The following is a 17,314-nucleotide window of genomic DNA, read 5'->3' on the forward strand; positions in this document are numbered from 1 at the left end:
CGTGGTGCTAGCCCAGAGGGCCAGCCGTTGCCCGATCGGAACTGCCGATGGAATCCGCCGGGTCCTCACCCGGGCTCCGCCGCCGGGTCTTCCTTCGGCCATCCGGCGCGGTCGCCGCCCGGGTGCACCGTCCTCACCCGCGGCCGCATTTCCCCCGGTTTGACCGTTTGATTGAACGTGCCTCATGGATACCCTGCTTAATCTCGACTCCGTCTTCCTTCTTGATTTCGACACCGCCCTGCCCTGCGAAGGGACGCACCACGTGCGCGGCCTGAGCGGGCATTCGCCCACCGCCCCCGGCGCCTACATGGTGATCTCGCCCTGCTGCGGACCCAAGGTCGTACAGTGCTCCCCGCGGGTGCACGCGATGCGCCACTCTGGCGTGCTCTACTGCGGTGCCTGCCGTAATGAGCACCTCACCAGCGAATACACCTTCATTCCGGTCTAGGGGTGCGTCGCCGCGGCCGCCGTGACATGGCCGTGAGCACGGCCGCGATCCCGGTGAACAGCACCACCGCGACCAGGCTGTAGAGCAGGGTCTCGAGCGGTCCGCTGACCTGGGCCGGGTCGAGGAAGAAGTAGGGATACCAGCCGACGAGCGCGCCACGGACGAGGGTGAACGCACCCCAGATGCCGGGCACGAGCATCACCCAGGCCGTGGTCTTCCAGGGCAGGCGAGTCTTTCCGGCATCGGTCAGCCAGTCGAGCAGGGCGATGCTGGGGATCCAGAAGTGCAGCAGCTGGCTGGACCAGGGTACCTCGATCGTGTAGTCCCGCGATGAGGACTGGATGACGATGGTCAGGAAGACGATCCCGGACACGATGATGTAGGTCGTGATCAGCAGCCGGAACCAGTCCAGCCAGGCCGGGTCGACCGCCCGGGTGAAGGCGATGATGGCGCCGGCGACGAACGCGATGACCGCTGCCATGCCGCTGAGCACAGTGAAATAGCTGAAGTAGTTGTAGACCGCGAAGGCGGCGAAGCCGAGGACGTAGTCGAAGTAGCCGAGCAGGGCGACGACGCCGACCACCGCCAGCACCACCCGCCCGACGCCATAGGCCCGGCGCACGCTGAACCGGGCTCTGGTGCGGGCCCCGGCGGTGGCCAGGCTGAACCCGGAGGGTTCCCCCGGTGCCCGCCCTGCTAGCGCGACGAGCAGCCGCGGCGCTGACAGGATTCCGCGCGCCGTGGTCCTCGTCCGAGCGGGTTCGGATGCTCGCGCGCACATGCCTCCACGCTACGCCAGCATCCCGGATGACTCCTGACCCCGGCCGGGGGTGGAACGGGTTCGGATGCGCCGAGCGGAGTTCTCGGGCTCAGAAGTCGATTCGGAACACGGTCTCGCCCAGCGGTTCCAACTCGGACGTCTCGACGGACTCGACCACCGCCGATGACGGACCGCGGGCGAGCCAGGCCAGCATGGCCGACACGGCAGCAGGGTCCCCTTCCGCCTCCACCTCGACGGCGCCGTCGCGGCGGTTGCGCACGAAGCCGGCCAGGCCGAGTCGGCCTGCCTCGGCCTGTGTGTAGCACCGGAACCCCACGGCCTGCACTACGCCGCGGACGACGGCGAGGGTGCGTATCCGTTTCATGACCCAGACTCTCTCATGGTTCAGAGAATTTAATGGTCCCCCCGGATCGGCCCGGAGCGGCAGCGAACCCCCGGGTCAGGCGGAGTCCCGCCAGACGATGGGGGTCTCCAGTAGGATTCCGTCGGCCGGCTGGTCCTCGCCGCGCAGTTGGCCGAGCACGCACTCGGCCGCCGCCGCGCCGAGCCCGAAGGCCGGCTGGTGCACCGTGGACAGATGCGGCTGGGTGCGGAGCGCCCAGGAGCTGTCGTCGAACCCGACGACGCCGATGTCGCCAGGCACGCTTCGACCCGCGTCGCGCAGGGCCTCGAGCGCTCCGGCCGCCACGGCGTCGGAGGCCGCGAACACGCCGTCGAGGTCGGGCTCGCGGGCCAGCAGCGCCCGCATGCCCTCTGCCCCATCGGAGTAGGTGTAGAGCGGAACGCGTGCGACGAGGTTGGGGTCGAAGCGGGAGCCGAGGGCATCCGTGAAGCCGGCCAGGCGGTCGGCGCCGGAGTCGCGGTCGAGCGCCGCCGCGATCATGCCGATTCGCTCTCGACCGGTCTGCATCAACCGTTCGGTGATCAAGCGCGCCGAACGGCGGTTGTCGATGCCCACGAAGGGGAGCCGGCGCAGGTCGGGCGGGTGGCCGACGAAGGCGGCCGGCAGCGCCAATTTCTCCACGACCCTGATCATCGGGTCCTCGTGGCGGGCGGAGACGATGATGACCCCATCGACGAACCCCCCGCTCAGGTAGCGGGCCACGCGGTCGGTGTCGCGCTGGGAGTCGATGACGAGGCTGACCATCTGGTAATCCGCGCGGGAGAGCACGGTGTTGGCGCCGAGCAGGATGCCGCCGATGTTCGGATCGTCCAGGAACAGGGAGTGCGGCTCGTGCACGACGAACCCCACCGCCTGTGAGCGCTGCATGACCAGGTTGCGGGCGGCGTTGTTCGGTACATAGCCGACCTTTTCGATCGCGGCCTCGATGGCGGTACGGGCCTGCGCAGAGACGTAGGGTTCGTCGTTGACGACCCGGCTCACGGTGCCGCGGGACACCCCGGCCTCCACGGCGACGTCGTGGATGGTCGCACGCTTGCGTCGAGCTGGAACGGTCACCATTTGATAACTGTAGCCCCCGATTTTCCGGAATGGGCTTGACACGGGCACGCAACCTTCCTTAGTCTGTGTACGTTCACAGAACCTCAAGGAAGGGTCCGCGTTCCCCGAACTGTGCACGTTCACAGAGTCGTCACCGCACTCAACGGAAACACGGTCAGGGAGCACATGAACTCGCGAGCAGCAACCGACGAGCGCGCTGTCCCGGCCACCCCGTTCTCCCACAACGGCATCGCCTTCGGCTGCGACTACAACCCGGAGCAGTGGAGCCCGGAGGTCTGGGTGGAGGACGTCGCTCTCATGCAGGAGGCCGGCGTGAACCTGGTCGCCATCAACATCTTCGGCTGGGCCCAGCTCGAACCAAGGCCGGGGGAGTACGACTTCACCGCCCTCGACGCGATCATCGACCTGCTGCACTCCGGCGGAATCCGGGTCAACCTCGGCACCGGAACCTCGTCACCGCCGCCGTGGCTGACCACGCTGCACCCCGAGATCCTTCCGATGGCGGAGGACGGCACCACCCGCTACCCCGGAGGCCGCCAGGCCTGGTGCCCAAGCTCCGCGGTGTTCCGCGAACGAGCGATCGCCCTGGTCGAAAAGGTCGCCGAACGCTACGGCAGTCATCCGGCGATCGCGCTCTGGCACGTGTCCAACGAGCTCGGCTGCCACAACGCGCTCTGCTACTGCGACGACACAGCGGCGGCCTTCCGCGCCTGGCTGCAGGCCCGATACGGTACCATCGACGCACTGAACGCAGCCTGGGGGACCTCCTTCTGGAGCCAGCGATACGGCCAGTGGAACGAGATCCTCACCCCGCGGCTCACGCTGTCCAGCCGCAACCCAGGCCAGGCACTTGACTTCCACCGGTTCAGCTCGGACGAACTGCTCGACTACTACCGCCGGGAGACCGCGGTTCTCCGCCGGCACAGCTCCGTTCCGGTGACCACCAATTTCATGGTCGCCGCGCACATCAAGAACCTCGACTACTGGTCCTGGGCGCCGGGCGTCGACGTGGTCGCCAACGACCACTACCTGGACAACCGGCTGGCCGATCCCCTCACTGAGCTCGCCTTCGCCGCCGACCTCACCCGCGGTCTCTCCGGCGGTGCACCCTGGCTGCTGATGGAGCACTCCACCGGGGCGGTCAACTGGCAGCCGGTGAACCTGGCCAAGACGCCGGGGGAGATGGCCCGCAACTCCCTCACCCACGTCGCCCGCGGCGCCGACGCGGTCTGCTACTTCCAGTGGCGAGCCTCCCTGCAGGGCTCGGAGAAGTTTCACTCCGCGTTGATGCCGCACGCCGGCACCGACAGCGCACTCTGGCGCGACGTGGTCGACCTGGGCGCCGCCATCGACCGGCTGGGCGAACTCGCCGGCTCCGCGGTGGTGGCAGATGCCGCGATCATCTTCAGCTGGCAGGCGCAGTGGGCCGCCGATGGGGAATCTCGCCCGTCGCAGGAGGTGCGCTACCTCGACCAGGTGCTTGCCCTCTACCGGGCCCTGCACGAACTGGGGATCACGGTCGACGTCGTCTCCCCTGACGCGGACCTCTCCGGGTACCGCCTCGTCGTCGCCCCTGCCCTCTACCTGGTCACCGACGAGCAGGCCGCCAACCTCACCGGCTACGTCGCAGCCGGCGGGCACGCCGTCGTCACCTTCTTCAGCGGCATCGTCGACGAGGACGACAGGGTGCGCACGGGCGGTTACCCCGGAGCATTCCGTGACCTGCTCGGCATCACCGTCGAGGAATTCTTCCCGCTCGCGCCCGGCCGGCAGGTTGCCCTTGACACGGGTGCCGCTGCGAGCCTGTGGACCGAACTCCTCCGCCCGGCCGGGGCCGAGGTGATCGCCAGCTACCTGAACGGCCCGCTACCGGGCATCCCGGCCGTTACCCGCAATGCGCACGCCGCCGGCACCGCCTGGTATCTCGCGACTGCGCTCGAGGCCGGGGCGTTGCGTGACCTGATGCGCACAATCGCGCAGCAGGCCAGGGTCACCGCGATCGGCCCGGAGAGCGACGGCTCGGTCGAGGTCGTTCGCCGGGCAAGCGCCACCGCCAGCTACCTGTTCATCATCAACCACGGCGGCATGGAACTCACCCTGCCGGCGACCGGCCACGAACTCATCACCGGTGAACCGGTCGGCCGCGTCGTGCGCGTTCCGGCCGGCGCCGTTCGCGTCATCAGAGAGGACACCGCATCATGAGCGCACCCGCCGCTTCGCTAACGGATGCTCGGGGCGGTGCCGCCCGGCCATCGAAGTCCAGGGCCAGGAGGTCGCGAGCGCCGAAGGTGCGGGTGCACCACACCGGGGCGATCCTCGCCTTCGTGCTCCCGTTCGGTATCCTGTTCGGATTGTTCTACCTCGTGCCGATCGGCTACGCGATCTACGAATCGCTACTGGTGATCAAGCGTGAGGGCACCTTCGGCGCCGCCACGGAGGTGTTCGGCGGCTTCACCCAGTACTTCCTGGTTTTCCAGAACGGGCCGTTCTGGCAGTCGATCGGCCGGGTGCTCATGTTCGGCGTCGTGCAGGTTCCGATCATGCTCGGCCTGGCGCTGCTGTTCGCGCTGCTGCTTGATTCGCCGCTGCTGCGCGGTAAGCGCTTCTTCCGTCTCGCCTTCTTCGTGCCGTACGCGGTTCCGGGCGTCATCGCGGCAATCATGTGGGGATACCTCTACTCGCCCAATCTGTCGCCGTTCAGCGCCGTCACGGAGAACATCAACTTCCTCTCGGCCGACCTCGTATTGTGGTCGATCGCCAACGTCGTTACCTGGGTCTACGTGGGCTACAACATGCTCATCATCTACTCCGCGCTGCTCGCCATCCCCACCGAACTGTACGAGGCCGCCCGTCTCGACGGGGCGGGCCAATTGCGGATCGCATGGTCGGTGAAGATTCCCCTGATCATGCCGGCGATCGTGCTCACCGCGATCTTCTCGATCATCGGCACCCTGCAGCTGCTCGCCGAACCGCAGGTGTTCCGCAGCTTCAGCTCGGCGGTGACCAGCACGTTCACCCCGAACCTCACGGTCTATTCGACCTCCTCCATCCCGAACTTCAACCTGGCCGCCGCGTTCTCCGTCGTGCTGGCCCTGGCCACGTTCATCCTCTCCTTCACATTCCTGAAGTTCACCCAGCGGAAGGAAGCCCAGTGAGCACCATGAGTCCCGCCCCCGCAGAGCAGAAGCGAGGCATCCGCCCGGCCCAGTCGAAGATGCCGCAGGCACCGCGCGCGCAGCGCGAGAGTCCCCTCGCCCGTGGCGGCGCCCTGATCGTGATGGGCGTCTTCACCCTCTACTTCCTGGTGCCGATCTGGTGGCTGCTGGTGGCGGCGTCGAAGAATCGTTCCCAGTTCAACACCACCAACCCGCTCTGGTTCGCCGACTTCTCCCTGTTTGAGAACATCGGCAACCTGGTCGCATACCGCGACGGCGTCTACCTCAAGTGGCTCCTCAACAGCGCCCTCTACGCCGGCGGCGGCGCGGCCATCGGCACCATCATCGCCGGAATGTGCGGTTACGCCCTCGCCAAGTACCGCTTCCCGGGCCGCGAACTCATCTTCAATGTCGTGCTCGGCGGGGTGCTCGTGCCCGCCACGGCACTCGCGCTGCCCCTGTTCCTGATCTTCTCCCAGATCAGCCTCACCAACACGTTCTGGTCGGTGTTCCTGCCGAGCCTGGTCAGCCCGTTTGGGGTCTACCTGGCCCGGATCTACGCATCGGCCAGTGTGCCGGACGAGCTGATCGAGGCCGCCCGCCTCGACGGCGCCGGCGAGGTGCGCACGTTCTTCACCGTCTCGGTGCGGATGATGGTGCCCGCCCTGGTCACGGTATTCCTGTTTCAGTTCGTCGCCATCTGGAACAACTTCTTCCTGCCGCTGATCATGCTCCGGGACGAGACTCTGTTCCCGGTCACGCTCGGCCTCTATGCCTGGAACTCGCAGGTGAACCAGATCCCCGTGTTGCGCGACTACGTGCTGATCGGCGCCCTGTTGTCGATCATCCCGCTGATCATCATCTTCCTTCTCCTCCAGCGCTTCTGGCGGAACGGCCTCAGCGCCGGTTCGGTCAAGTAGCCCCCAAACCGCACCTCCCGCATCACCCGCACCACAGCACCATCCGTTTGGACAGACCAGGCGGATTCCCTCCCCAAGAGAAAAGAAGAACATAATGCGAATGAAGAAAAGAGCAGTCGCCGTCGCCTTGCTCACGGCGGCCACCGTTGCCCTCACGGGCTGTGCCACCTCCGGTTCCACCGGCACCGATGCCGCAGCCTGCGCCCCATCCAAGGGCAAGGTCAACCTGACCTTCACCACCTGGATTCCCGGTATGGAAGACACCGTCGCGGTGTGGAACAAGGCCAACCCTGACGTCCAGGTCAAGGTGCAGACCGGCCCGAACGGCAACGGCGGCACCTACCAGAACTTCTTCAACCAGCTCAAGGCCGGCAACGCGCCGGACCTGGGCCAGATCGAATACGACGCGCTGCCGAACTTCCGGGTGCAGGACGGCCTGACCGACCTGGCCGCGTGCGACGGCGTGCTCGCCGCGAAGAGCGACTTCGTCGACTGGACCTGGGGACAGGTCAACTTCGGCGAGGACAAGTCGGTCTACGCCATCCCGCAGGACGCCGGCCCCATGGCCATGTTCTACCGTGCCGATCTGTTCAAGGCGCACAACATCGCGATTCCGACCACCTGGGCCGAATTCGCCACCGCGGCGGAGAAGGTGCGCGCCACCGGCGGGTACATCACCAACTTCTCCCAGAGCGACATCAACCAGTTCGCCGGGTTCGTCTGGCAGGCCGGCGGAAAGTGGTTCAAGAGCGACGGCGACAAGTGGACCGTCGACCTGACCGACCCGACCACAACCAAGGTCGCCGCCTACTGGCAGGACCTGATCGACCGGGACCTCGTGTCGACGAACCCGCCGTGGACCGATGAGTGGAACAACGCCTACAACTCCGGCAGCGACTGGACCTGGAACTCCGCAGCCTGGGGTGCCAACTCCATCGCCAGCGGCGCCCCGGACACCGCGGGCAAGTGGGCCGTGGCCCAGTCCCCGCAGTGGAAGGCCGGCGACAAGGCCAGCGGCAACTGGGGTGGTTCGTCGACCGCCGTTTTCAAGGGTTCCAAGCACCCCTACGAGGCCGCGAAGTTCGCCCTGTGGCTGAACACCTCCGACGAGGCGCTCACGATGCTGAACAAGTCCGCCAACCTCTACCCGGCGGCCAAGTCCGGCCTCGACCTGCCTGCTCTCAAGGCCGGCGTGCCGTTCTACGGCGACCAGGCGATCTACGACGAGTTCGCAATCGCATCCGCCCAGGTCTCCCCGGACTTCGTTTGGGGCCCGACCATGACCCAGACCTACAACGATGTCTCTGACGGTTTCAAGGCTGCGGTCAGCGGCAAGGGAACCCTCGCCGAGGCGTTGAAGGTCGGCCAGGCCAACACGATCGCGGCCATGTCGGCGCAGTCGATCCCGGTCAACAAGTAGGAGCCGAACGACACCCAGTCGGTCATCGGGTGGCCGGTCCTCGCGGCCGGTCACCCCGCTTCGTCTCACGTGTTTCATCCGTTCCATCCGTTCGCGCAATGACAACCAGTTAGCAGCAGATCACGTGAGTTCCCCTGCCCGGACCGAAGCCGCGTCGGGTGCCCCGACGATGGTCCACCACCTGCGTGCCGCGGGCACCAGCCTTGTGCTGGATGCCCGCGGCCCGGGCGTACCCGTCGTCGTGCACTGGGGCGGCGATCTGGGGACGCTCTGCGCCGTCGACCTGGTCTTGCTGGCCGATTCGGCGGTGCCGGCCATCCCGCCGAGCTCGGTTGACATCCCGCTCCGTCTGTCTCTGCTTCCCACGCACAGCGAGGGCTGGAGCGGCCGCCCCGGAATCACCGGATTCCGCGTCGGTAACGGCACGCCCCCCCTCGATTTCCGCCTCACTCAGGTGCGTCCGGTCGGCCCGCTTTCCGTCGCCATCCTGCTGACGGATGCCTCCGCCGGCCTCAGCCTCCGAACCGACCTCGAACTCTCTGTGCAGGGTGTGCTGCGCCTGCGGCACACCCTCACCAACACCGGCGGGTCCAGCTTCGAACTCGGCTCACTCGACGTCACCCTGCCGGTGCCCGACCGCGCCGCGGAACTGCTCGATTTCACGGGGCTGTGGAGCCATGAGCGCAGACCGCAGCGCAGCATCCTCGGTCAGGGCGTCTGGAGCCGCGAGTCACGGCACGGTCGCCCCGGCCACGACGACGCCTTCCTGACCGTCGCCGGAACCCCAGGGTTCGGGTTCCGCGCCGGCGAGGTCTGGGCCACCCACCTGGCCTGGAGCGGCGACAAGCGCACCTGGGCCGAGAGGAGTCCGCTGGGCGCGGCAACGCTCGGCAGCGGCGAGCTGCTCGCTCCCGGCGAGCTGAGCCTGGCCCCCGAGGAGAGCTACTCCTCGCCCTGGACAGTGGCCGTGTATTCGGCTGACGGGCTCGACGGGCTGTCGGCCAGGCTGCATCCGTGGATTCGTTCCTGGTCGACACTCCGGGCCGCCGAGGCTCCCGGCGGCCGGGCCCTCCGGCCGCGATCGGTCGTGCTCAACACCTGGGAGGCGGTCTACTTCGACCATGACCTGCCCGCCCTGACCCGCCTCGCCGACGTGGCGGCACGGGTCGGCGTCGAACGGTTCGTCCTCGACGACGGCTGGTTCACCGGCCGATCCGACGACCGGCGCGCGCTCGGCGACTGGTTCGTCGACGCGGCCACCTGGCCCGACGGGCTGCACCCGCTGATCAGCCACGTGCGGGGTGCGGGGCTCGACTTCGGCCTCTGGGTGGAACCCGAGATGGTGAGCCCGGACTCGGACCTGGCCAGGCAGCATCCGGACTGGGTGCTCGGCCCCGAGGGGTCGCCGACGTGGCGGTTCCAGCGGGTGCTCGACCTCGACAACCCGGATGCCTTCGCCTGGCTGCTCGCGCGGCTGGGGGATCTGCTCACCGAATATCCGATCAGCTATCTGAAGTGGGACCACAACCGCGACCTGCTGGCCGGATCGGCGCACCGTCAGACGACGGCCCTCTACCGGCTGATCGACGCCGTGCGGGCCGCGCACCCCGCAGTGGAGATCGAGTCCTGCGCGTCTGGTGGCGCGAGGATCGACCTCGGCATCCTCGAACGGGTCGATCGGGTCTGGACCAGCGACACCAACGACCCGCTTGAACGGCAGTTGATCCAGCGTTACACGGGCGTGCTCGTGCCGCCGGAATATCTCGGCGGCCACCTCGGCGCGGCGACCGCGCACACCACCGGGCGCACCGCAGCCCTCGCCTTCCGGCTCGCCACCGCGCTGTTCGGCAGTGCCGGCATCGAATGGGACCTGACCCACGCGAGTGAGGTCGAGCTCGACTCGATCGCGGAATGGGCGGCCAGATACAAGGCGCTCCGGCCCCTGCTTCACTCGGGTACCGTCGTACGGGCCGACCCGAGCGACCCGGCGCTCGAACTGCACGGTGTCGTGTCGGCCGACCGCGCCTCGGCCGTATTCGCCTATGTGGCCCTGGCCGCCCCGCGTGCAGCCCTGCCCGCGCCCCTCCGTTTCCCCGGCCTCGACCCCGAGCGGAGTTACCGGGTGGCACCGCTCGAGCTGGGCGCCACTCCGCGCACGGTGCAGGATGCCCCGCCCGGCTGGCTCGGCGCGGGCGGCATCACCCTACCCGGCTCGGTGCTCGAAACCGTCGGGCTGCCCGCGCCGCTGCTCTCCCCGGAGCAGGCAGCGCTCTACTCGATCGATATGGTGCCGGCGCTGCCGTAGCCGCGCCCCACGAGCAGAGCGGCGCCGTCCGGGGAAACCCACCCGGACGGCGCCGCTCACGCTGACCGCCGGTCAGTAGGTGATCACCACACGGCCGTCGATCTTGCCGTGCTTCATCTCTTCGAAGACCGTATTGATCTCGTCGAGGCCGCGGGTGGTTACGGTCGGATGGATCAGGCCGCGGGTGAAGAAGTCCAGCGCCTCGGCCATGTCCTTGCGGGTGCCCACAATCGACCCTCGGATGGTCAGCCCCTTGAGCACGATGTCGAAGATCGGCGCGGGAAAGTCGCCCGGCGGAAGACCGTTGAACACAATCGTGCCACCGCGGCGCACCTCGCCGATCGCATGCGCGAACGCCCGCGGGTGCACGGCCGTGACGAGCACGGCGTGGGCCCCGCCGGTCTCCCGCTGAATGACCTCGATCGGGTCCTCGTTCATCGCGTTCACGGTCAGTTCCGCTCCGTGCAGGCGGGCCAGGGCGAGCTTGTCGTCGGCAACGTCCACGGCGACGACCCGGAGACCCATCGCCTTCGCGTACTGCACGGCCAAGTGGCCGAGCCCGCCGATGCCGGAGATGACGACCCACTGGCCCGGTTTGGCCTCGGTCATCTTCAGGCCTTTGTAGACCGTGACGCCCGCGCAGAGCACCGGGGCGACGGCGACGAGGTCCATGCCCTCCGGGATGCGCACGGCGAAGCGAGCGTCGACCAGCATGTACTGGCCGAACGACCCGTCCACGCTGTAGCCGCCGTTCTCCTGTTGCTCGCACAGGGTTTCCCAGCCGGTCTGGCAGTACTCGCAGCTGCCACACGCCGACCAGAGCCAGGCGTTGCCGACGACGTCGCCCACGGCGAGGTCGGTGACACCTTCACCGAGGGCCACGACCCTGCCGACGCCTTCGTGGCCGGGGATGAACGGTGGGCTTGGCTTGACCGGCCAGTCGCCCTCGACCGCGTGCAAGTCGGTGTGGCAGACGCCGGTGCTGATGAGTTTCACGAGGGCCTGGCCGTGCCCGGGCGTGGGGATCGGGACATCCTCGATCGCCAGGTCATGGCCGAAGGTCCGGACCACGGCCGCCTGCATGGTCGTGGCGGTGATTGTGTCCGGCGTCTCACGGCCGGCTTCGCGGGTGGTCGTTTCAGTCAATGTCATTGCTTCACTCCCTAGTACGAACGTCATCGTCCGTGGTCCGAGGCTAGGTCGTGGTGCGTTGCGCGAGCTTGCGTGCAACGTTGCGGGCGCGGTGGGCGTCGTGGTCGAAGACGCGCGGCGCCACCCGAGGTGAACTCACCCGGTCGGCGCCGCTGCTACGTCTGCTCACGCTACCGCGTGCATGCGGAGACGCCACCATCGAGCGCGGGCCGCCCCCGCTCGCCCAGGGTGTACCGGCGCTGGTGGCGGCCGGTCTGGCCCTGGCCCAGGGTGACGGATGCCTGCCCGCCCGGCGCAAGTCCGCCTCGTCGGCACCCGCGCCCACCGCAGTCGTGCCGGGGCCGGGGGCATCACCCTCGTCGTGAACGGGCGTCGTGCCCGCGTTCGGTGGCCAGGCCTCGGGAGCCCCCGTGGTGAGTGGCCGGGCGTATTCGATACGTTGCACTGTGGACCGCGTGTGCGGCTCGCCCGGATTTAATCCGAGGAGGGGTGTTGTGCGTCTCCGTGGATGACGATGAGGCCGGGGTTGTGCGTCGCGGTGGGTGACGATGGGGGTGTCGATATCGGCGGCGTCATCGTGACGAGCAGCGATGGTCGCGGACGAACGCCTGGGCCGTGATCGTCATGAGGATCCTGGCCGGCCTGGCCGGCCTGGTCGGCCTGGTGGACCTGGTCGGCACGGTGACGGCGACCGCCACACCCTCACCACGAGGTGGCCCCTTCCCCGGCCGGGTGTGGTGGTCAAGAGTTACCGGCATGACCGTGTGGCAGCAGAATGGAGCCGGACGCGATGATCGTCGTCGCCTCGCTGGAGCAGGCCGAGGCCCTCCTCGACGCGGGGCAGCTGGGCTGTCCCGGCTGTCCCGGGGCGTTACGCCCGCACGGGTATGGCCGCATCCGCAGGGTGCACAGCCTCGACGAAGCACCGGTCACGGCGGCCCCGCCGTGCCCGTTGCCCGGAGTGCGCAGCCACACACAGGCTGCTGCCCGCAGCGCTGGTTCTGCGGCGGGCGGACGCGGCCGAGGTGATTGGCACGGCCCTGGCGGCGAAGGCCCGCGGCGATGGGCACCGCACGATCGCGGCCCAGCTGGGCCGCCCAGTCTCCACGATGCGCCGCTGGCTGCGTCGGGCACGGGAACCACACCACGCCGACTGGTTGCAGGAACAGGGCGTGCAGCACGCGTACCGTGCCGATCCTGACATCCTGAGCCGCGACCTGGTCTGGCCGACTCCGCTCGGGGACGCACTGAAGCTCCTCGCCGGCGCGGCGCTGGCCTGTCAGCAGCGTTGGGATTCCTCGCTGCCAGTGCGGTCGCTGATCGGCATGTTCACCCGCGGCCGGCTCCTGCCCCCACCCTTGCGCACCTGAGATCCCGCGCCCGGGCGCTCCCGCGTGCCCGAAAACCACAGTCATCGTGACGACCACGACAATCCCCGCCATCACCGCTGACGACCACCACGTCACCGTGCCGACCACACCCCCCCCCAAACTCATCGTCAACCAGCATGACGCCTCATCGTCATTCAACGTGACGGACAACAAGGGGTGGGATCGGCCATCGCCTGGTGTGGACCGTACTGAGTTCCGAACCTCTATCACGTGCTGGGCTACCCGATCGACGGGAACGGTCGTGGTATCAATCACACAGGTTTGAGTTCGCAACCAGGGGAGCGCCGAGTCGTAGTCACCGCGCCTCGAGCGGCGCCATTCGGCGGCGGGGATGCGACCCGGGCTGTTCCGTGTCGAACCCGACCATGTGATCGCGCTCTCGCAACAAAGCCTGGGCCACCGCGGTTTTTCCTGCGGTCAAGGGACCGTTGAGCCAAATGATCACCAACGCACGCTAGCTCATCGCCGACCGGATCGCGATGGTCCTGAACCTGCGTGTGATCAGTGGAGCGCATAATTTTCACCGCCGCAGGGCTGCCACGATGAGCGTACGGTGAAAGTGACACACGCAGATTACACGGAAATAAATGTAGGAGCTGGAACAATGGCACGTACAGAAAATGGCAAAGTGGCACTCATTACCGGTGGAGGGCAGGGCATCGGGCAGGCTGTTGCCGAGCGGCTTCACGCTGATGGCTTCAGGGTAGCGATCGCTGACCTGAACCTCGAGACTGCGGGCAGGGTTGCCGAGAAGCTGGGCGGCAAAAACGGCGGGGCAATAGCGTTGTACGTCAATGTAGCTGACCGGGACAGCGTGTTTGGTGCAGTGGATCAGGCTGTTGCAGAGCTGGGTGGCTTCGATGTCATCATCAACAACGCGGGAATTGCCCCGCAGTCTCCTCTTGATGAGATCACCACTGAGAGCATCGCGAAGATCTTCTCCATCAATTTTAACGGCGTTGTGTGGGGCATTCAGGCCGCCACGAAGGCATTCAAGGCGCTTGGGCATGGTGGAAAGATCATCAGTGCGGCGTCTCAGGCGGGCCACGAGGGAAACCCCGGAATCGCACTGTACTCGGCCACGAAGTTTGCCATCCGCGGGCTGTCCCAGTCAGCGGCCAGAGATCTGGCGAAGTACGGAATCACGGTCAACACCTACGCGCCCGGCATCGTTAAAACCCCGCTCATGGAGGAGCTGGCGCAGAAGACGGCGGCTCTGGCTGGTCAGCCGGAGGAGTGGGGGTGGGAACAGTTCACCCAGGGCATCGCCCTGGAGCGCTTGTCCGAAGCCTCTGATGTGGCGGGCGTTGTATCGTTCCTGTCGGGTCCCGACTCGAACTACATCACCGGACAGTCGATCCTGGTCGACGGCGGAATGGTCTTCAACTGACAGCATCAAACGAGTCGGGTTTGACCTCCGGCTGTAGAGCGGCAGGTCGAACGGGAAGCTGAATAGCGGTGCCGGGATAGACCCGCATGGAGTAACCGCGTGACAGCGGACTGCTATCGTCTTGGAACCCATGGATCGTATTCCCGGGATGGTGGCCAGTTGGTCAGTGAATGCTTTCCCTGAACGGTTAGATGAAGTCATGACTGCTCAATATCGTTTTTCGGCGGATGGCGCGGAGATTGACCGGGACCGGGTCCATCGCTGGATAAGCGAACAGTCCTATTGGGCTCCCGGACGCTCCCGTTCCAGGCAGGATGCAGCAATAGATGGCTCGCGTAACTTTGGTGTCTATGACACCGCATCGAACAAGCAGGTTGCCTATGCGCGGATGGTCACTGATGGGGTCACCTTTGCGTGGCTCTGCGATGTTTTCGTTGATCCTGAAGTTCGCGGCCACGGTGTCGGGGCGGTGCTCATCGCCGGAATCGTGGAAGACTGCCGACCGTTAGGTCTCCGGCGCATCGCTCTCTCGACCGACGATGCGCACGGCCTGTATTCCAAGTTCGGGTTCGCCCAATTGGACCTACCCGAAACGTGGATGGAACGCCTCGACAAGCCAAACTCCTGAGTACCCGGGGCTCATCGCTCGACGAGAGGAATCCCGCACGACTGTTTGCCATCGCTGAGTAGCAGGGATCGCGGAAACGAGACGCCTCATTTCTCCTAAAGTGCAAGACGATGACGGTTTTGAATGCACCAACGGTACCCCTCGGTGCCATGCTTCACGGCGCGTGTGGAGGCGAAGTGAGCGTGCGACGGCACCGTTTGACCTTTCCGCTTGGCGAGGCGGCCGCGTCGTTCAGCCCTCTTCGCTGCCTAGCGCAATTCGGTCAGCGATATCGGAAACGTCATCAAGGCGCCCGGAAGCCACATCCATGACGAACTCGTAAGCATCATCATTGGACCAGGTCAACCGTCGTCCGTTCAGACCGAGGAAGGCGATCAAGGCAGCGAGACTCAGCCGCTTGTTGCCGTCAATCAGTCCGTGGTTGCGGGCCAAGGAATGCGTCAGTGCCGCGACCTTCTCATTGAGACTCCCGTAGGCGTCTCCTCCGAACGCGCTCGCGCGTGGACGGGCAAGCGCTGACTCAAGCAGTCCCTGATCCCGAACCGGCATGTCTGCTCCAAGGGCTCGCTGCCCAACGTAGAGGAGATCCGCGTAGGTGAGATAGATCACTTTCCGAGACGGTCAAGCGCTTCGGCGTAGCGCGGGAGTTGCTCGTCGAGAACACTGCTCAGGAGGTCCTGGCGACTGTGATTCTCGACGTATTCTCGCACCGCCTGCTTGACGACGTCCTGCATGGATCGGGACTCATAATCGGCACGTCGACGCAGGGCGTCCGCCTCAGCATCAGTCAAGCGCAAGGTCATTGGCATGCATACATGGTATCACCGGTGACACCGATGGCCACAGCGCCCCAGTGGAGGTTCCGGTTGCGGCTCGGTCTGTGAGCGCCCGATCACGAGTGAAGTCTGATCTCAGTCACTCGCGTGGCCTAATTGGTCGTGCGATGCGGTAGTCGGGCAAGGATCCGCCGGTGTGGGTTGCGTGTCCGGCCCACTCCAAGTGAGACTCATCGAAAGTGACGGCACCGTCAGCAGTGCCGAGGCGGCGCGGCAATCAGGGTAAAGCGTGCGCACAACTGTGCGGTGCGACCAGTAAACCGAGGACGATGCCGAACACGACGAACGCTCGAGAAGCCTTCACTTCAGTCGTTCCGAGTGTTGCGGGAGAGGCCGTGCTCTGTTCGGCGTTCAAGATTGGAGCCGAGCTCTCGGTGCCGTTCGCTTGCCTTGATCGAACTGCTTAGCCTCTGGCGCTGCACATGGTGAGACCTCGGTTCGTCGGAGAACGACGCGCGGCTGCTCGGGCATCCAGCCACAGTACGACCCGATGCCGCCGTGGCCCTCGTGCTACGTCTGGATTTTCTCCTACCGGACCGCGACCCGTGCTTCTCAGATCGCCTCGTTGTGAGTGGCAATACCGTTAGGCCCATTCGCCGAGACAGGCCCGGAGGCTGCGGCGGGCCCGGGAGTAGCGTGCACGGGCGGCGTCGGCCCGGATTCCGATTACGGTGGCCGCCTCAGTGATGCTGAACCCCTCCCACACGATGAGGGTGACCAGCTCCTGATCCCGCGGGGAAAGGGCAGCCAGGGCGGCTACGGAATTTGTCAAGGCGAATGAGGCCAGTGGGAGTTTAGGCGGCTAGTTTCGTCACGGGTTGGACCTCGTCTTGTTCTGCTGGTTTGTTGATCCAGACGGTGTCGTGCAGGGTGAGGATTTTGGGGTCCTGAGTCGTGCTGAATCGCTCCGGGTTCTGGGCGCGGGCCGCGGCCAGGGTCGCGGAGCGTTCGATAGCTTTGCCCGCCGCGAGGCCGTAGTGGACGTCGGCTGGGGTATTCAGCCCGATGCCGGTATGCCGGTGCGCGTGGTTGTAGTTCTCGACGAAGTCGGCCATGAACGCGCGTGCCTCACCCACCGAGTTGAAGTTTTCGGGAAACACGGGGGCGAATTTGAGGGTCTTGAACCAGCCCTCGCTGAAGGGATTATCGTTACTGACCCGAGGCCGAGAATGCGATTTAGTGACCTCCAAGTCGGACAACAACGCGGCGACGGTCTTCGACGTCATCGAGGTGCCTCGGTCGGCATGGACGACGTGCGGGGTGCCGTGGATGGCGAAGATCTCCTTCATCATCGCCACCGCCAACTCGCCGGACTCAGAGGCGTGGACGTGGGCGCCGACGATATAGCGGGAGAAGATATCGATCATCACGTAGCAATCGAACCAGGTGCCTTTGATGGGGCCGGGCAATTTTGTAATGTCCCAGC

At 66.4% G+C, this 17,314-nt stretch carries 18 protein-coding genes; 9 read left to right on the top strand and 9 right to left on the bottom strand.

What is annotated here, in order from left to right; all coding sequences use genetic code 11:
- The first annotated feature begins 184 nt into the window (after positions 1-184).
- On the top strand, positions 185-448 hold the full coding sequence (locus E3O19_RS14110) for a hypothetical protein (RefSeq protein WP_134568597.1): 264 nt from the start codon (positions 185-187) through the stop codon (positions 446-448).
- On the opposite strand, the gene E3O19_RS14115 is transcribed toward E3O19_RS14110, so the two are convergent.
- From E3O19_RS14115 to E3O19_RS14125, 3 genes are all read right to left on the bottom strand, one after another.
- Positions 435-1,229, bottom strand: a complete 795-nt coding sequence (locus E3O19_RS14115; RefSeq protein ID WP_134568599.1) for a Pr6Pr family membrane protein — start codon at positions 1,227-1,229, stop codon at positions 435-437. The genes E3O19_RS14110 and E3O19_RS14115 overlap by 14 nt on opposite strands.
- Positions 1,230-1,317: 88 nt before the next feature.
- A complete protein-coding gene (locus E3O19_RS14120; protein ID WP_174776943.1) occupies positions 1,318-1,593 on the bottom strand; it encodes an acylphosphatase in 276 nt (91 codons plus the stop codon).
- A 75-nt stretch (positions 1,594-1,668) separates the two neighbouring features.
- A complete protein-coding gene (locus E3O19_RS14125) occupies positions 1,669-2,691 on the bottom strand; it encodes a LacI family DNA-binding transcriptional regulator (RefSeq protein ID WP_134568601.1) in 1,023 nt (340 codons plus the stop codon).
- A 165-nt stretch (positions 2,692-2,856) separates the two neighbouring features.
- Here E3O19_RS14125 and E3O19_RS14130 point away from each other — a divergent pair, with 165 nt between their 5' ends.
- From E3O19_RS14130 to E3O19_RS14150, 5 genes are all read left to right on the top strand, one after another.
- Positions 2,857-4,893, top strand: coding sequence for a beta-galactosidase (locus tag E3O19_RS14130; protein WP_134568603.1), 2,037 nt, complete (start codon positions 2,857-2,859; stop codon positions 4,891-4,893).
- The gene (locus E3O19_RS14135) at positions 4,890-5,846 is read left to right on the top strand and encodes a carbohydrate ABC transporter permease (protein ID WP_134568605.1); all 957 of its coding nucleotides are present in this window, start codon (positions 4,890-4,892) and stop codon (positions 5,844-5,846) included. Before E3O19_RS14130 ends, E3O19_RS14135 begins: the two co-directional genes overlap by 4 nt.
- Positions 5,847-5,905: 59 nt before the next feature.
- Complete coding sequence (locus E3O19_RS14140) at positions 5,906-6,766, top strand: carbohydrate ABC transporter permease (RefSeq protein WP_420898621.1); 861 nt, start codon at positions 5,906-5,908, stop codon at positions 6,764-6,766.
- A 94-nt stretch (positions 6,767-6,860) separates the two neighbouring features.
- Positions 6,861-8,186, top strand: a complete 1,326-nt coding sequence (locus E3O19_RS14145) for an extracellular solute-binding protein (protein WP_134568607.1) — start codon at positions 6,861-6,863, stop codon at positions 8,184-8,186.
- Between the two features lie 124 nt (positions 8,187-8,310).
- Positions 8,311-10,491 carry an alpha-galactosidase gene (locus E3O19_RS14150; protein ID WP_338145105.1) on the top strand — a complete coding sequence of 727 codons (2,181 nt, stop codon included), beginning with the start codon at positions 8,311-8,313 and terminating at the stop codon, positions 10,489-10,491.
- A gap of 72 nt (positions 10,492-10,563) precedes the next feature.
- Here E3O19_RS14150 and adhP read toward each other — a convergent pair whose 3' ends face one another.
- Entirely contained in the window at positions 10,564-11,574 is a 1,011-nt protein-coding gene (gene adhP / locus E3O19_RS14155) for an alcohol dehydrogenase AdhP (RefSeq protein WP_134568633.1), read from the bottom strand.
- A gap of 112 nt (positions 11,575-11,686) precedes the next feature.
- A complete protein-coding gene (locus tag E3O19_RS14160; RefSeq protein ID WP_134568609.1) occupies positions 11,687-12,088 on the bottom strand; it encodes a hypothetical protein in 402 nt (133 codons plus the stop codon).
- Between the two features lie 580 nt (positions 12,089-12,668).
- On the opposite strand from E3O19_RS14160, the gene E3O19_RS18135 reads away from it, so the two are divergent.
- The 3 genes from E3O19_RS18135 to E3O19_RS14175 all read left to right on the top strand — a co-directional run bounded on the left by E3O19_RS18135 (position 12,669) and on the right by E3O19_RS14175 (position 15,052).
- Positions 12,669-13,013 (top strand): hypothetical protein, encoded by a 345-nt coding sequence (locus tag E3O19_RS18135; RefSeq protein ID WP_198413923.1) that lies wholly within the window; start codon positions 12,669-12,671, stop codon positions 13,011-13,013.
- Positions 13,014-13,638: 625 nt separating this feature from the next.
- Positions 13,639-14,424 (top strand): (S)-acetoin forming diacetyl reductase, encoded by a 786-nt coding sequence (locus E3O19_RS14170; RefSeq protein WP_134568611.1) that lies wholly within the window; start codon positions 13,639-13,641, stop codon positions 14,422-14,424.
- Between the two features lie 130 nt (positions 14,425-14,554).
- Positions 14,555-15,052: a GNAT family N-acetyltransferase gene (locus E3O19_RS14175; protein ID WP_338145106.1), complete on the top strand. Its 498-nt coding sequence runs from the start codon at positions 14,555-14,557 to the stop codon at positions 15,050-15,052.
- Between the two features lie 231 nt (positions 15,053-15,283).
- On the opposite strand, the gene E3O19_RS14180 is transcribed toward E3O19_RS14175, so the two are convergent.
- The 4 genes from E3O19_RS14180 to E3O19_RS14195 all read right to left on the bottom strand — a co-directional run.
- Positions 15,284-15,661 carry a type II toxin-antitoxin system death-on-curing family toxin gene (locus E3O19_RS14180; RefSeq protein WP_134568613.1) on the bottom strand — a complete coding sequence of 126 codons (378 nt, stop codon included), beginning with the start codon at positions 15,659-15,661 and terminating at the stop codon, positions 15,284-15,286.
- Positions 15,658-15,861, bottom strand: coding sequence for a ribbon-helix-helix domain-containing protein (locus tag E3O19_RS14185; RefSeq protein ID WP_174776944.1), 204 nt, complete (start codon positions 15,859-15,861; stop codon positions 15,658-15,660). Before E3O19_RS14185 ends, E3O19_RS14180 begins: the two co-directional genes overlap by 4 nt.
- Before the next feature lie 610 nt (positions 15,862-16,471).
- Positions 16,472-16,660 (bottom strand): sigma factor-like helix-turn-helix DNA-binding protein, encoded by a 189-nt coding sequence (locus tag E3O19_RS14190; RefSeq protein WP_166804585.1) that lies wholly within the window; start codon positions 16,658-16,660, stop codon positions 16,472-16,474.
- A gap of 22 nt (positions 16,661-16,682) precedes the next feature.
- Positions 16,683-17,314: DDE-type integrase/transposase/recombinase (locus tag E3O19_RS14195; RefSeq protein WP_134568617.1), on the bottom strand; the 632-nt coding region annotated here is incomplete at its 5' end.

Origin of the sequence: Cryobacterium algoritolerans (assembly GCF_004402785.1) — a bacterium.
Classification (GTDB): domain Bacteria; phylum Actinomycetota; class Actinomycetes; order Actinomycetales; family Microbacteriaceae; genus Cryobacterium; species Cryobacterium algoritolerans.

Bases quoted from the DNA above. Each gene is read 5' to 3' on its own strand.
- E3O19_RS14175 (WP_338145106.1), top strand. From the start codon at position 14,555: ATGGATCGTATTCCCGGGATGGTGGCCAGTTGGTCAGTGAATGCTTTC.
- E3O19_RS14120 (WP_174776943.1), bottom strand. From the start codon at position 1,593: ATGAAACGGATACGCACCCTCGCCGTCGTCCGCGGCGTAGTGCAGGCC.
- E3O19_RS14170 (WP_134568611.1), top strand. From the start codon at position 13,639: ATGGCACGTACAGAAAATGGCAAAGTGGCACTCATTACCGGTGGAGGG.
- E3O19_RS14140 (WP_420898621.1), top strand. From the start codon at position 5,906: ATGCCGCAGGCACCGCGCGCGCAGCGCGAGAGTCCCCTCGCCCGTGGC.
- E3O19_RS14135 (WP_134568605.1), top strand. From the start codon at position 4,890: ATGAGCGCACCCGCCGCTTCGCTAACGGATGCTCGGGGCGGTGCCGCC.
- E3O19_RS14185 (WP_174776944.1), bottom strand. From the start codon at position 15,861: ATGCCAATGACCTTGCGCTTGACTGATGCTGAGGCGGACGCCCTGCGT.
- E3O19_RS14115 (WP_134568599.1), bottom strand. From the start codon at position 1,229: ATGTGCGCGCGAGCATCCGAACCCGCTCGGACGAGGACCACGGCGCGC.
- E3O19_RS14110 (WP_134568597.1), top strand. From the start codon at position 185: ATGGATACCCTGCTTAATCTCGACTCCGTCTTCCTTCTTGATTTCGAC.
- E3O19_RS14125 (WP_134568601.1), bottom strand. From the start codon at position 2,691: ATGGTGACCGTTCCAGCTCGACGCAAGCGTGCGACCATCCACGACGTC.
- adhP (WP_134568633.1), bottom strand. From the start codon at position 11,574: ATGCAGGCGGCCGTGGTCCGGACCTTCGGCCATGACCTGGCGATCGAG.
- E3O19_RS14145 (WP_134568607.1), top strand. From the start codon at position 6,861: ATGCGAATGAAGAAAAGAGCAGTCGCCGTCGCCTTGCTCACGGCGGCC.
- E3O19_RS14130 (WP_134568603.1), top strand. From the start codon at position 2,857: ATGAACTCGCGAGCAGCAACCGACGAGCGCGCTGTCCCGGCCACCCCG.